This is a genomic window from Rhizobium jaguaris (genome assembly GCF_003627755.1).
In the GTDB taxonomy this organism is placed as follows: domain Bacteria; phylum Pseudomonadota; class Alphaproteobacteria; order Rhizobiales; family Rhizobiaceae; genus Rhizobium; species Rhizobium jaguaris.
The window spans coordinates 3331188-3344790 of the sequence record NZ_CP032694.1; the positions used below are offsets into that span (position 1 = coordinate 3331188).

General features: G+C 61.5%; 9 protein-coding genes. 2 read left to right on the plus strand and 7 right to left on the minus strand.

The window, feature by feature from the left end; genetic code table 11:
• Positions 1-228 precede the first annotated feature (228 nt).
• Positions 229-1038, plus strand: a complete 810-nt coding sequence (locus CCGE525_RS16255; protein WP_120705186.1) for a DeoR/GlpR family DNA-binding transcription regulator — start codon at positions 229-231, stop codon at positions 1036-1038.
• Positions 1039-1140: 102 nt separating this feature from the next.
• On the opposite strand, the gene CCGE525_RS16260 is transcribed toward CCGE525_RS16255, so the two are convergent.
• Positions 1141-2022, minus strand: a complete 882-nt coding sequence (locus tag CCGE525_RS16260; protein WP_120705187.1) for a LysR substrate-binding domain-containing protein — start codon at positions 2020-2022, stop codon at positions 1141-1143.
• A gap of 116 nt (positions 2023-2138) precedes the next feature.
• Here CCGE525_RS16260 and CCGE525_RS16265 point away from each other — a divergent pair, with 116 nt between their 5' ends.
• Positions 2139-3161: a YeiH family protein gene (locus CCGE525_RS16265; protein ID WP_120705188.1), complete on the plus strand. Its 1023-nt coding sequence runs from the start codon at positions 2139-2141 to the stop codon at positions 3159-3161.
• Here CCGE525_RS16265 and CCGE525_RS16270 read toward each other — a convergent pair.
• From CCGE525_RS16270 to CCGE525_RS16295, 6 genes are all read right to left on the minus strand, one after another.
• Positions 3124-5001, minus strand: coding sequence for a putative bifunctional diguanylate cyclase/phosphodiesterase (locus CCGE525_RS16270; protein WP_120705189.1), 1878 nt, complete (start codon positions 4999-5001; stop codon positions 3124-3126). The genes CCGE525_RS16265 and CCGE525_RS16270 overlap by 38 nt on opposite strands.
• 101 nt (positions 5002-5102) lie before the next feature.
• Positions 5103-6887, minus strand: a complete 1785-nt coding sequence (locus CCGE525_RS16275) for an IlvD/Edd family dehydratase (RefSeq protein WP_120706441.1) — start codon at positions 6885-6887, stop codon at positions 5103-5105.
• A gap of 7 nt (positions 6888-6894) precedes the next feature.
• The gene (locus CCGE525_RS16280) at positions 6895-7779 is read right to left on the minus strand and encodes an NAD(P)-dependent oxidoreductase (protein ID WP_120705190.1); all 885 of its coding nucleotides are present in this window, start codon (positions 7777-7779) and stop codon (positions 6895-6897) included.
• The gene (gene denD, locus CCGE525_RS16285) at positions 7776-8762 is read right to left on the minus strand and encodes a D-erythronate dehydrogenase (protein WP_120705191.1); all 987 of its coding nucleotides are present in this window, start codon (positions 8760-8762) and stop codon (positions 7776-7778) included. The genes CCGE525_RS16280 and denD overlap by 4 nt, the downstream gene beginning before the upstream one ends.
• Positions 8763-9020: 258 nt before the next feature.
• A complete protein-coding gene (locus tag CCGE525_RS16290; RefSeq protein WP_120705192.1) occupies positions 9021-12218 on the minus strand; it encodes an efflux RND transporter permease subunit in 3198 nt (1065 codons plus the stop codon).
• A 119-nt stretch (positions 12219-12337) separates the two neighbouring features.
• Positions 12338-13528, minus strand: a complete 1191-nt coding sequence (locus CCGE525_RS16295) for an efflux RND transporter periplasmic adaptor subunit (RefSeq protein WP_120705193.1) — start codon at positions 13526-13528, stop codon at positions 12338-12340.
• Between the last annotated feature and the right edge of the window lie 75 nt (positions 13529-13603).

Here is a 13603-nt window from a genome sequence, read left to right on the forward strand (position 1 = left end):
TTGTTGGATTATGCGGGCAAAGAGGGTTTAATCCCTATTGGGTTATGGATATTCTCAACAGAAAGCTTCACCGTAGGCGGGATTTGACCTAAAAATTCAATCTCGAGGTGATTGGAGCGAACTGACTTGCCTTCGAGTCGTTATCCCGCTCTAGATGTTTGATCAGGCGTGGTCTATCCAAAGCCGTTGCGCGGGTTTTGAAATCATGCCGTAGACAGGATCGATACTATGTCGGACATCGTCCAGGCGCCGCTTCATTCGAACCATCGGGAACGCGAGATCCTGGAGGAGCTTCGGCTCGCGGGCGGCGCGAGCCGTATTCAGTTTCTGGCGGAACGGCTGGCCGTTTCGGAAGAGACCATCCGCCGCAATATCCGCAGCCTGGAGGCCAACGGTCTCGTCACCAAGGTGCATGGCGGCGTCCATATCAAGGACTCGATCATCGAGCAGCCTCTGCATTTCCGAATGAACGAAAACGCGGAGGCCAAGCGCATGATCGCCGCCCGCGTCGCGGCAATGATCCAGAATGGCGACACGCTCTTCCTCGACATCGGCTCGACGACAGCTTTCATTGCCGTAGCGCTGCAGAAACATCAGAACCTGTTCATCGTCACCAACGCCGTCTCGGTGGCACACGCGCTGGCGACCCGCAACGGCAACCGCGTCTTCTTCGCCGGCGGCGAACTGCGCGGCCACGACGGTGGCGCCTTCGGCATGGAAGCGACCAACTTCCTGCGCCGCTTCAATGTTCGCCATGCGATATTGTCCGTCGGCGCCGTCAATGCCGTTTCCGGCTTCATGCTGCACGATCTGGAGGAGGCGGAATATTCCCGCGAAGCCGCGCGGCGCGCTGAAAACCGCATCATCGTCGCCGACAGCGCCAAATTCGGCCGCAGCGCTCCGATCATCATCGATGATCCCGCCATCTACGACATGATGGTCACCGACGACGTGCCGCCTCCGGATATCCGTGCCATGCTGGACCGCAACGAGATCGATCTCGTCGTCGCCAGCCAGCGCCGGATGGAGCAGCGCTAACGACAGAAATTCCAGGAAAAGTGCGAAGCGGTTTTCCGTCCGGAATTGCGTAAAAACAAAAAGATAGAGCGGTTCTAAGATTCCCTGAAAAACTGAACCGCTCTAATCCCTGCACATGGATTCCAGCGTCAACGCCGCCTTGCTGGCATGACGCTCTTTGTGGCGCAGCAGACGGAAGCTGCGGACGGGCAGATCGAAGGCTGCCCGAACCAGCAATCCTTGCTGCAGATAGGCCATAGCCGCCGCGCTGGAGATCGCCGCCGCGCTCTGTCCTTGGCAGACCGCCGACAGTACGGCCTCGTTTGATGGCAGTACCAATGCCACGCCGAGATCATGCGGCGAGGTGCCGAGCTTGATGATGGCATTTTCGAATTCGGACCGCGTGCCCGAACCTTCCTCGCGCATGACCCAGGACGTACCGTTGGCAAGATCGGCAACGGTCAGCCGCCGCCCGTCCGCCCAGGGATGATCCGGCGGCACGACGACGACAAGCGCATCCTGCGCAACGACTTTCATCGACAGAACCGGCGCATCCACCTCCCCTTCGACGAAACCCAGTTCAGCAGTGCCTTCGATCACCGCCTCGGTGACCGTACGCGTATTGCCGATCGTCAGATCGAGGTCGATGCCGGGATAGTCGCGATGAAAGCGCATCAGCACGGGCGGCAGCCAATAGCTCGCTATGGTCTGGCTGGCGCGCAGGCTGAGCCGGCCGCGCTGCAACCCGCCGAGTTCGGAAAGCATGAGCTCTGCCGAACGCACGCGGGCAAGCGTCGCCTTGGCCTCCCCGAGAAAGGTGCGCCCGGTTTCCGTCAGCTCGATCCGCCGGCCGACGCGATGAAACAGCTCGACGCCGTAATAGGCTTCGAGGTTCTTGATGGCGGCGCTGACCGCCGACGGTGTCAAATGGATGGCCTCTGCCGCATGGGTCAGATGTTCCCGCTCGGCGACGGCGACAAAAATTGCGAGTTGCTCGAAGGTCATGGGAAATCATTCTAATTTATCGAACGAAACATAGGATAATATTCGATGGATGTCGACATCAGGAGGTGAGACTTTCCCGCCATCGAAATTTCTTTTTAGTCGAATGGCGGTTCAGCATGCCCCTTTTTCATCGAGCCAATATTATCCTCCCCGGCCTTGCCCTGACGAGTGCGGTGGCCCTTCTCGCCTATGCCGCCGAGCGCGTCGAGATTGGTATTCTCGGCGGCAAGTGGATCGAGAGCCTGGTGCTCGCCATTGCGCTTGGCATTGTCGTCTGCACCATAATGCCGCTTAAGCCCACCTTGCGCGCTGGCATCGATTTCAGCGCCAAGATCCTGCTTGAAATTGCCATCGTCCTGCTTGGCGCCTCGATCAGCCTGTCGGCCATCAGCGGCGCCGGTGTCTGGTTGATCGCCGGTATTGCCATTGTCGTTGTGCTGTCGATCGCAGCGACCTATGTCGTCGGGCGGCTGCTTGGCCTGCCGCCGAAGCTGGCCACGCTCATTGCCTGCGGTAATTCCATCTGCGGCAATTCGGCGATCGTCGCCGTTGCTCCGGTCATCGAGGCCGGTTCGGAGGAGATTGCCGCCGCCCTTGCCTTTACGGCCGTGCTTGGAATCGCCGCCGTCTTCCTGCTGCCGCTTCTTTATTTCCACGCCGGCATGAGCGTCCCGCAATATGGCGTGCTGGCCGGCCTGACCGTCTATGCCGTGCCGCAGGTTCTTGCCGCGACCGCGCCAGTCAGCACCCTTGCGGTGCAAACCGGAACCCTGGTCAAGCTCGTCCGTGTGCTGATGCTCGGGCCTGTCATTTTCCTTCTCGGCGTCATCACCAAGACCGAAACGGCTGGGATCGACAGCCGCACGGGCCGCCACCACTCACTGGTTCCCTGGTTTATCTGCGGCTTTTTGGGGCTGATGGCGTTGCGTTCTTTCGGCCTGATCCCGGACGCGCTGGTCGCGCCGATGGCGCTCGTCTCCAACATCCTCACGGTGATTGCTATGGCGGCGCTCGGCCTATCGGTGAACATCCGCTCCGTTGCCCATGCCGGCGGCCGGGTGATCACGGCAGCCACGCTGTCGCTGCTGACACTCGGCGTCATCAGCTATGGGCTGATTGCCGTCCTGCAAATCCGGTAGATCCAGCATCGCCTTGGGAATTACCTGAGGGCCGGTGTAAATCTGGCCGCTGAACAGATGCCAGCAGCGCAGCGATCTCATTTGCCGGCGAAGGATAACCGATCGCATAGCCCTGAAGTCCGTCACAGCCGGCGCGCGCCAGGAGCCGTGCATGGTCTTCGGTCTCAACGCCCTCGGCGATGACTTCAACACTGAGGGCTCTTGCTATTTCCACGATCGAGCTGACCAGGCGGCGTTGTTCGTCCGAGGTGGTAATTGCCGTCACCAACTGCCGGTCGATCTTCAGTCGCTTCGGCTTCAGCTTCACCAGGCCGATCAGTGAGGCATGACCGGACCCGAAATCGTCGATCTCGATCTCGATACCCATCTTTTTGATCGCGTCGATATTGGCGAGCACTTTGTCGTCGGGATCATCGAGGAAGATCGTCTCCACCAACTCGAAGGCGATGGCATGGCGCGGTATGTTCAGAGCTTCCAGCCGTTCAATTAGCCTTGGATCGGCCAGACGGCTTCCGGAAATGTTGACGGCGATACGCGGCGGCGTCAGGCCCTGCAAGGCCCAGGTGGTGCGGTCGAACAATACGCGGTTTAGGATGGCCGCATCGATCTCTGCTGTCAGCCCGTATTCCTCAGCTACCTTCAGGAAGGCTACCGGCGCCAGCAGCCCCCTCTCCGGATGCCACCATCGCGCCAAAGCCTCTAGCCCGACGATTCGTCGGCTGCGCGCATCCACCTGGGTTTGGTAGAAAGGCACGATCTCATTCCGTATCAGCGCAAGTCGCAATTCCTCTGCCAGCTGGCGCTCGGACTGCAAGTCGGATTGCAGTTTCGGTGTGAAGAATTCGACACGGTTGCGGCCAAGTTTCTTGGCCTGATAGAGGGCGACATCGGACTCCGCCAACAGATTGCCGGCCCCTTCGATAGCGCTCCAAGCCGCGCCGATCGAGGCGCCTACCCGCAGCATGTCGTGGCCGAAGCGTATGTCGCGCCGCAGCCGCCATAGAATATCCTCCGCAATGCTTCTCAGCTCATCGGCGGTATCGATATCGACCAGCACCACGACGAACTCATCCCCGCCGATGCGAGCAACCATATCATTGGCCGAGATCGCCCCGGAAATCCGCCCCGCCGCATTCTGCAGCGTTACATCGCCAGCCGCATGGCCCCATTTGTCATTGATCTGCTTGAAACAGTCGAGATCGATATGGAGGACCGCCAGTGTCTTCACGGCCGCGTCGGCGCACAGCTCCGCCAGCCGGCGATCGAAATAACGGCGATTGGGAAGGCCAGTCAGGTAATCATGGTCAGCTGCGTGTTCGATACGTGCGCGGCTCTGCTCCAGCGCGATTGCGCGGGCTTCCGCGACCGCCTTCTGATCGGTCAGCTCACGATTGAGCAGGACGTCAGCCGTGACATCCCATTCCGCACCGATGAAAGACGGCTGGCCATCGGGTCCCTCGTAGAAATGAGCCCGCGAGCGCAGATAGCGCACCTCTCCATCAGGCAGGATGATGCGAAATTGTGAATTATAAAAACCCTTTTTCGCGTTTGCTTCATCAAACTCGGCGATTGCCCGCTCTACATCGCCGGGATGAAGGGCATTCAGCCAGACCGACGACGACACCTTGCGATCGGTACGGCCGGTCTCGTAGAGCTTGTGCATCTGCAGATCCCAAAGCACTTCCTCTTCGCTGAGGTCATGCTCCCACACCCCGATCTGCGACGTCTCCAGCGCTAATTCCAGCCTCCTCAAGAGGTCTTGGAATTCCTGCTCGGATCGCCCTGACACCGCCTTTTCCACCGAGTTCGAACCCCCTCCGGACGCATGGAAAGTTTGCATGATTTCGGCGATATCTTTGCACCACTCCCTTTAGCGATATTTAATAGCCCCTCCAAAGTTGCGGGCTTTTGCCCGCAACGCTCGCTGCATTCGTTTTTTGGTTAATGATTGTGACGCGGCAGATTGGCTGCGATGTTGCGGAAATCGGCAGCGCCGTCGAGCACCGCGCCGTCGGAAAGTTGCGTGACCGACCGCCGGTAGATCTGCTGCCAGGGTGTCGCGTCCGGCGGAACCGCCGGAATGCCGTCGCCCTTGCGCCGCTCGATTTCCGCCTCTTCGACCAGCATGTCGCAGCGGCCATGATTGAAATCGATGCGGATGATGTCGCCGGTCCTGAGCCACGCAAGACCGCCGCCCGCCGCACTTTCGGGCGAGGCGTTGAGGATCGACGGGCTGTCGGCCGTGCCCGACTGGCGGCCGTCACCGATCGTCGGCAGGCTGCGGATGCCGCGCTTCAGCAGCGCATCCGGCGGCTGCATGTTGACGACTTCGGCAGACCCCGGCCAACCGATCGGTCCGGCCCCTCGAATGACGAGAATGGTGTTCTCGTCGATACCGAGGCTCTCGTCGTTGATGCGCTTGTGATAGTCCTCCGAACCATCGAAAACCACTGCCCTGCCTTGGAATACGCCCTCGTGGCCGGGCTCCTGTAGATAGCGACGGCGGAAATCCTCCGAAACGACGCTCATTTTCATGATAGCGAAATCGAAGAGATTGCCCTTCAGCACCAGGAAACCCGCATGCTCCTTCAACGGCTCCGCGAAAGGGTAGATGACCTCGCGGTCAGTCGCTTCCTTACCGTTCAGGTTCTCGGCCATCGTCTTGCCTGTGACGGTCGGACAGTCACCATCGAGCTTGCCGGCCTGCAGCAGCTCCCACATGACCGCCGGCACGCCGCCCGCGCGATGAAAGCGTTCGCCGAGATAAGCGCCCGCCGGCTGCACATTGGCGAGCAGCGGAATGTCGAAGCCGTGCACCTGCCAGTCATCGGGGTGGAGATCGACGCCGGCATGCTTCGCCATGGCCGCCAGATGCGGTTGCGCATTGGTGGAACCGCCGATCGCCGAATTGACCTTGATGGCGTTCAGGAAAGCCGGACGGGTGAGAACATCGGAAGGCTTGATGTCTTCGATCACCAGTTCGACGGCGCGGCGGCCGGTGCGATAAGCCATCTGCCCGCGCTCGCGATAGGCGCCCGGAATGGCGGCGCAGCCGGTGAGCGACATCCCGAGTGCTTCGGCCATGGCGTTCATCGTCGAGGCCGTGCCCATCGTATTGCAGTGACCGACCGAGGGCGCCGAGGAAAGCGCCGTTTCCAGAAACTCCTCTTCATCGATCTCACCGGCGGCGAGCCGGCGGCGCGAGCGCCAGATCGCCATGCCGGAACCGGCCAACTCGCCATCATGCCAGCCATCGAGCATAGGACCGCCGGAAAATACGATCGCGGGAATATTGACAGTGGAGGCCGCCATTAGCGCCGACGGCGTGGTCTTGTCGCAACCGGTCGTCAGCACGACACCGTCGAGCGGATAGCCGTAAAGCACTTCGACAAGGCCGAGATAGGCAAGATTGCGGTCGAGCGCCGCAGTCGGACGCTTGCAATTCTCGAACATCGGATGGGTCGGGAATTCGATCGGAATGCCTCCCGCATCGCGAATGCCGTCGCGAATGCGCTTAGCGAGATCGAGGTGATGGCGGTTGCAGGGCGTCAGGTCGCTGCCGCTCTGGGCAATGCCGATGATCGGCTTGCCGGAACGCAGCTCTTCCGGCGTGATGCCATAGTTCATGAAGCGCTCGAGGTAGAGTGCGGTCATGTCGATATGATCGGGATTGTCGAACCAATCCTGCGAACGCAGACGACGTTTGGATATGCCATTGTCGGTCATGTCTTCCTCAAGCCTTTCCTCGAGCATTCTTTTCTTCCAGATGCAGCAGCAGACCGCTGTGATCGCTTTCGCCGCCGCCTTTCTCCACGAATTCGGCGAACTCCGCCCTGACGGCTTCGGTCAACGGCAAATGAAGCGACAAGCTTTGAGCAGCGTCAAGAACAGTGTCGAGATCTTTCAGTTGATTGCGCGCCGTGCCGCCGGGTTCAAAATTGCGCTCGATCATGCGCTGCCCGTGCAAGTCCAGAATCCGGCTTTCGGCAAAGCCGCCGCGAATAGCAGCGCGAAAGGCCTCGCGCGAACCGCCGCCGGCTTCGACCAGAAGCATGGCTTCTGCAATCGCGCCGATGGTCACTGCGACGATCTGCTGGTTGCCTAGCTTGGCAAGCTGGCCTGCGCCGCTGGGTCCCACATGGGTAACGCGACCGAGCGGGGCCAGCACGTCGCGGACGCTATCGATGACTTCGGCATCGCCACCCGCCATGATCGCCAGCGTCCCGGCCGCTGCACCGACCACGCCCCCGGAGACCGGCGCGTCGATGTGTCGGATGCCACGCTCAGCCAGCTTCGCCGCATGCTCGCGGGCGATCGGCGGCGGGATGGAGCTATTGTCGACCACGACGGCGCCGGGCTTCAATGCATCGGCAACACCGCTTCCGAACAGGATCTCGCTGACCGCGCCGGCATTGGTCAGCATCGTGAACAGTACGGAGGCACCGTTGGCCGCCTCCACCGCCGTCGCGGCGACGGCCGCTCCATCTGATGCCAATGCGTCGGCTTTGGTCCGATCGCGGTTCCAGACGGTGACGGCAAAGCCGGCGCCCAGCAACCGCCGCGCCATCGGGGCACCCATGAGCCCGGTTCCGAGAAAAGCAATCTTCCGATCGGTCATGGAAGGCGTCCCTCCAATTCGTCATCGATGTGAACGCGAATGATCTCGTCGAAGGAGCTCTCGGCCACAAAACCGAGCTCCCTCGCCCACGTCGCCGTAAAGCCTTGAGCCCAGCCAGAGACGATGCGCATCACCAGCTCGTCCGGTTCGCGGCGGATCAATTTCACCGCCTTGTCGCCGGCGATCCGGCGCAGAGCCTCGATCTGCTCGCCGACCGTGGCGCTGACACCCGGCATGGAAAGATTGCGGCCGGCACCAAGCGGCGCAAGATCGATTGTCGCGCCATGAATGAGAAATCCGACGGCCGAACGCGGCGACGCATGCCAATGCCGCACGTCTTCCGGCACCGGCAGCACGGCTTCCATGCCGATCAACGGCTCGCGCAATATGCCGGAGAAGAAGCCCGAGGCGGCGCGATTCGGTTTGCCGGGACGAATGCAGATGGTCGGCAGGCGAATGCCGATGCCGTCGAAAATGCCGCGGCGCGTATAGTCCGCCAGCAGCAGCTCGCTGATCGCCTTCTGCGTTCCGTAACTGGTAAGGGGCGTCAGATGAAAATCGTCGGGGATTGGTGTCGGAAACGGCGAGCCGAAAACAGCGCAGGAAGAGGTAAAGACGACCCGCGGCTTATAGCCGTCCTCCGTATGGGCGGCACGGATCGCTTCGAACAGTTGCCGGGTGCCATCGAGATTGATGCGATACCCCTTGTCGAAATCGAGTTCCGCCTCGCCGGAGACGATCGCCGCAAGATGGAAGATCACATCCGGCCGGCGGGCCACGATCTTCTCCGCTGTTTCTGGTGCAGACAGATCGCGAGCGCGGGCCTTCACCTTGCCAGTGAAACCCTGAGGCACAGGCGGTTCGATCACGTCGATCAGCGATAGCCGCGTGATCTCCCGGCCGCCAAGACCGCCATCGGCCACCAGCCTTGCCGTCAATTTCCGGCCGATCATGCCGGCTGCTCCGATGATGGCTATGTGCATGGAATCCTCCCTCGCAACTGACCATCAACGGGCGGCTCCTTCGGCCCGATGTACGTCAATCATTTTGCCTAGGTGTTTGATAAACCCATGGCGTCAGCATGCAAACGAAATTGGCGGGCGAGTGGCAAAATCTTCGAAAAACAGATTGGCCGAAATGGAAAATATCAAAATCAACGGGAGATCAAAAAAGAAGGGCGAGACCTTGCGGTCCCGCCCCTGAAGTATCGGGCACTGGGGGTAACACCCGACACGGCGTTCCTATTCGGCGGCGATAGGGAGAATTTCCGCCGAATGGTTATTGTCGTTATGGTGATGCTGTTTCAGCGGACGGTTGCCCGTCAGCCTGCGGATCAGCACGTAGAACACCGGCGTCATGAAGATGCCGAAGAACGTCACGCCGATCATGCCCGAGAACACCGCGACGCCCATGGCGGCACGCATCTCGGCGCCGGCGCCGGTCGAGGTGACCAACGGCACGACACCCATGATGAAGGCCATGGAGGTCATCAGGATCGGGCGCAGACGCAGGCGGCTGGCCTCGATGGCGGCCTGAACCGGCGTGCGGCCGTCGAACTCCAGCTCGCGGGCGAACTCCACGATCAGGATCGCGTTCTTTGCCGACAAGCCGACGAGCACCACCAGGCCGATCTGGGTGAAGATATTGTTGTCTCCACCCGTGAGCCAGACGCCGGTCAGCGCCGCCAATACGCCCATCGGCACGATCATGATGATGGCGAGCGGCAAGGTCAGGCTCTCGTATTGGGCGGCCAGCACGAGGAAAACCAGCAGCAGCGCCAACGGGAAAACAACGACGCTGGAATTGCCGGCCAGAATCTGCTGGTAGGTCAGGTCCGTCCATTCGAAGTCTATACCGGGCGGCAACGTCTCATGCAGAATCTTCTCGATCGCCGCCTGTGCCTGGCCCGACGAGTAGCCAGGCGCCGGGCCGCCATTGATATCAGCCGCAAGGAAGCCGTTATAGCGGTTCGTGCGTTCCGGACCGGTGGTGGCGTCCACCTTCAGCAGGGCTGAAAGCGGGATCATCTGGCCCGATGCCGAACGAACCTTCAACTGGCCGATATCTTCCGGCTGAGCGCGGAACTTGGCATCGGCCTGCACGCGGACGCTGTAGGTGCGGCCGAAGGCGTTGAAGTCGTTCACGTAGAGCGAACCGAGATAGATCTGCAGCGTCTGGAAGACGTCCGTGACGGAGACCCCGAGTTGTTCGGCCTTGGCGCGGTCGAGATCGGCAAAGAGCTGCGGCACGTTGATCTGGAAGCTCGAGAAGATGCCGGTGAGTTCCGGCGTCTGGTAGGCCTTGGCGATCACTGCCTTGGCCGCCTGGTCGAGCGCCTGGTTGCCAAGGCCGGCGCGATCCTCGATCTGCAGCTTGAAGCCGCCTGTCGTGCCGAGGCCGTTGACCGGCGGCGGCGGGAACATGGCGATGAAGGCATCCTGGATGGCGCCGAACTTCTGGTTCAGCGCCATGGCGATCGCTCCGCCCGAAAGGTCCGGCGTCTTGCGCTCATCGAAGTCCTTCAGCGTCACGAAAACGATGCCGGCATTCGAGGAATTGGTGAAGCCATTGATCGACAGGCCCGGGAAGGCGATCGCATTGGCCACGCCCGGCTGCTTCAGCGCGATGTCCGTCATGCGCTTAATCACGTCTTCTGTACGGTCGAGGCTCGCGGCATCCGGCAGCTGTGCAAAGCCGATCAGATACTGCTTGTCCTGCGACGGCACGAAACCGCCGGGAACTGTGGTGAACAGGCTGTAGGTCGCACCCACCAGCGCGAGATATAGCACCATGACGATGCTCTTGCGCGACACCAGGCCGCCGACGCCCTTGCCGTAGTACTTCGAACCGGCCCCGAACGCCCGGTTGAAGCCGCGGAAGAACCAGCCGAAGATCGCGTCCATGAACCGCGTCAACCAATCCTTCGGCGCATGATGGCCCTTCAGGAGCAGGGATGCCAGTGCCGGAGACAGGGTGAGCGAGTTGAAGGCAGAGATGACCGTCGAGATGGCGATCGTCAGCGCGAACTGGCGATAGAACTGGCCGGACAGACCGGAGATAAAGGCGAGCGGCACGAACACCGCGACGAGGACCAGCGCGATCGCGACGATAGGACCGGAGACTTCCTTCATGGCCTTGTAGGTGGCGTCTCGCGGACTGAGCCCGTTCTCGATATTGCGTTCGACGTTCTCGACCACCACGATCGCGTCGTCCACGACGATACCGATCGCCAGCACCAGGCCGAACAGACTGAGCGCGTTGATCGAGAAGCCGAAGACATACATCACCGCAAAGGTGCCGATAATCGACACCGGAACGGCGATCAGCGGGATGATCGAGGCGCGCCATGTCTGCAGGAACAGGATAACGACGAGGACGACCAACGTGATGGCCTCGAGCAGCGTGTCGATGACCTTCTCGATCGAGGCGCGAACGAATTTCGTCGTGTCGTAGACGATCTCGTACTTGACGCCAGCCGGCATTGCCAACTGCAGCTCGTTCATGGTCGAGCGCACGTTGTTCGCGATCTCGATCGCGTTCGAACCGGGCGCCTGGAGAACCGCGACGGCGACGGCCGGCTTGCCGTCGAGCAGCGAACGCAGCGTATAGTCTTCCGCACCGAGCTCGACGCGGGCGACGTCGCGAAGGCGGGTAATCTCGCCGTTGGCGCCCGTCTTGACGATGATGTTGCCGAACTCCTCGGGTGTGCGCAGTCGGCCCTGGGCATTGACGTTGAGCTGCAGATCCACGCCCTGCCGGCTGGGTGAGGCACCGATGATGCCGGCCGCAGCCTGGACGTTCTGGGAGCTGATCGCATTGCTGATGTCGCTGGCGGCAAGATTATGCTCGGCCGCCTTCTGCGGATCGATCCACACGCGCATGGAATAGTCGCCGGCGCCGAAGACCTGCACCTGCCCGACGCCTTCGATGCGGGCGAGCCGATCCTTGACGTTCAGGGTCGCATAGTTTCGCAGATAGGTGATGTCGTGATCGGCCCCGTCCGAGACGAGGTTGACGACCATGATGAAGTCGGGCGAGCTCTTGACGGTCGTGATGCCGAGGGCACGGACTTCCGTGGGCAGGCGCGGCTCGGCCTGCGAAACGCGGTTTTGCACGAGCTGCTGCGCCTTATCCGGATCGGTGCCGAGCTTGAAGGTGACCGTCACGTTGAGAACGCCGTCGGACGTTGCCTGGCTGGACATGTAGAGCATGCCCTCGACGCCGTTGATCTGCTCTTCGAGCGGCGTTGCCACCGTTTCGGCGATGACGGTCGGGTTGGCGCCGGGATAGGTGGCGCGCACGACAATCGACGGCGGCACGACCTCTGGATACTCGGAGATCGGCAGCGCTCTGAGGCCGATCAGGCCGGCGACCACGATGAGGACCGAAAGAACACCGGCAAAGACCGGGCGGTCAACAAAGAATCTGGAGATGTTCATATCAAAGCCCCCTCCGGGGTGAAAACGATGCAAAACCCCTGTCCGGCGATTTGAGAGCCGCCGGCGGATCATGTGATTTCGGAATGTCGGCCTTCTGCCCACGGGCAGAAGGCGAAGTCTTACTGAGCAGTCGCGACCTTCTCTGCCAATTGCGGCGCGACGACTGCACCGGGACGGATGCGCTGCAGCCCGTTGACGACGATCTTTTCGCCGACTTTCAGGCCGTTCTCGATCACTCGCTGCCCGTCGACCAGCGAACCGAGTTGGACCTGCCGGTAATTGACCTTGTTTTCGCCATCAACGACGAAGACGAACTTCTTGTCCTGGTCGGTGCCAACTGCGCGGTCATCGATGATAATCCTGTTCTCGGCCTTCGGCTGGCCCATGCGCACGCGGACGAACTGGCCAGAGATCAGGCGTCCGCCTGGATTGTCGAAGATGGCACGCACCGCGATCGTGCCGCTGGCGGCATCCACCACGTTGTCGATGAGCTGTAGCTTGCCAGTGATCGGCGTGCCGTTGTCGCTGACCGTGCCGATCTGCACCGGGATCTGCTCGACCGGCGGCACCGTGCCGTCGCCGGCCGGCAACTGGGCGAGCGCGCCGGTGACGACCTGCTCATTGGCGTTGAAGCTGGCATAGATCGGATCGACCGACACGAGCGTCGTCAGCGCGGGCGAGGACGAACCAGCCGCGACAAGATTGCCCACAGTGACCTCGATCTTACCGACGCGGCCGGAGATCGGCGCCCGGACCTGCGTGTAGTCCAGACTGAGCTGGGCCGTCTGCAGCGCCGCCTGGGCCGCCTTCAGATTGGCCTGGGCCGCGTTGTAATTGCTGGAGCGCGTGTCGAAATCGCTCTGCGAAATCGTCTTGTTATCGGAAAGCCTCTGGCCGCGATCGAGCTCGACCTTGGCGAGGTCGAGCTTGGATTCGGCCGCGGCAACTTCCGCCTGCGCCTGGGCGACGGCCGCCGCATAGGGTGCCGGGTCGAGCGTCACCAGCAGGTCGCCCTGCTTGACCAAAGCGCCTTCGCGGAAATGCACCGACTGGATGGCGCCGGCCACACGCGGACGTACCTCCACACGATCGATGGCTTCGAGCCGGCCGGAAAACTCCTGCCAGGCGGTGATATCGCGCGCCTCGACGGCGGCGACGGTGACAGGGATGGCCGGCTTTGCTGCCGGGGCCGCCGCCTCGGTCGCTTGAGCGCCGCGCGGCAAATCCAGATAGAAGGCTGCGCCCGCAACGGCCACAGCAACACCCATGCCGGCGCCCCACAGGGCCCAGCGCTTACCGTTGGACTTCATGTTAGTCTCTCCTTTTGATCCCGGCTTGGGGCACGGGATCGAAAATTCCTATCGTCTCGACATCATCAGGCTTAG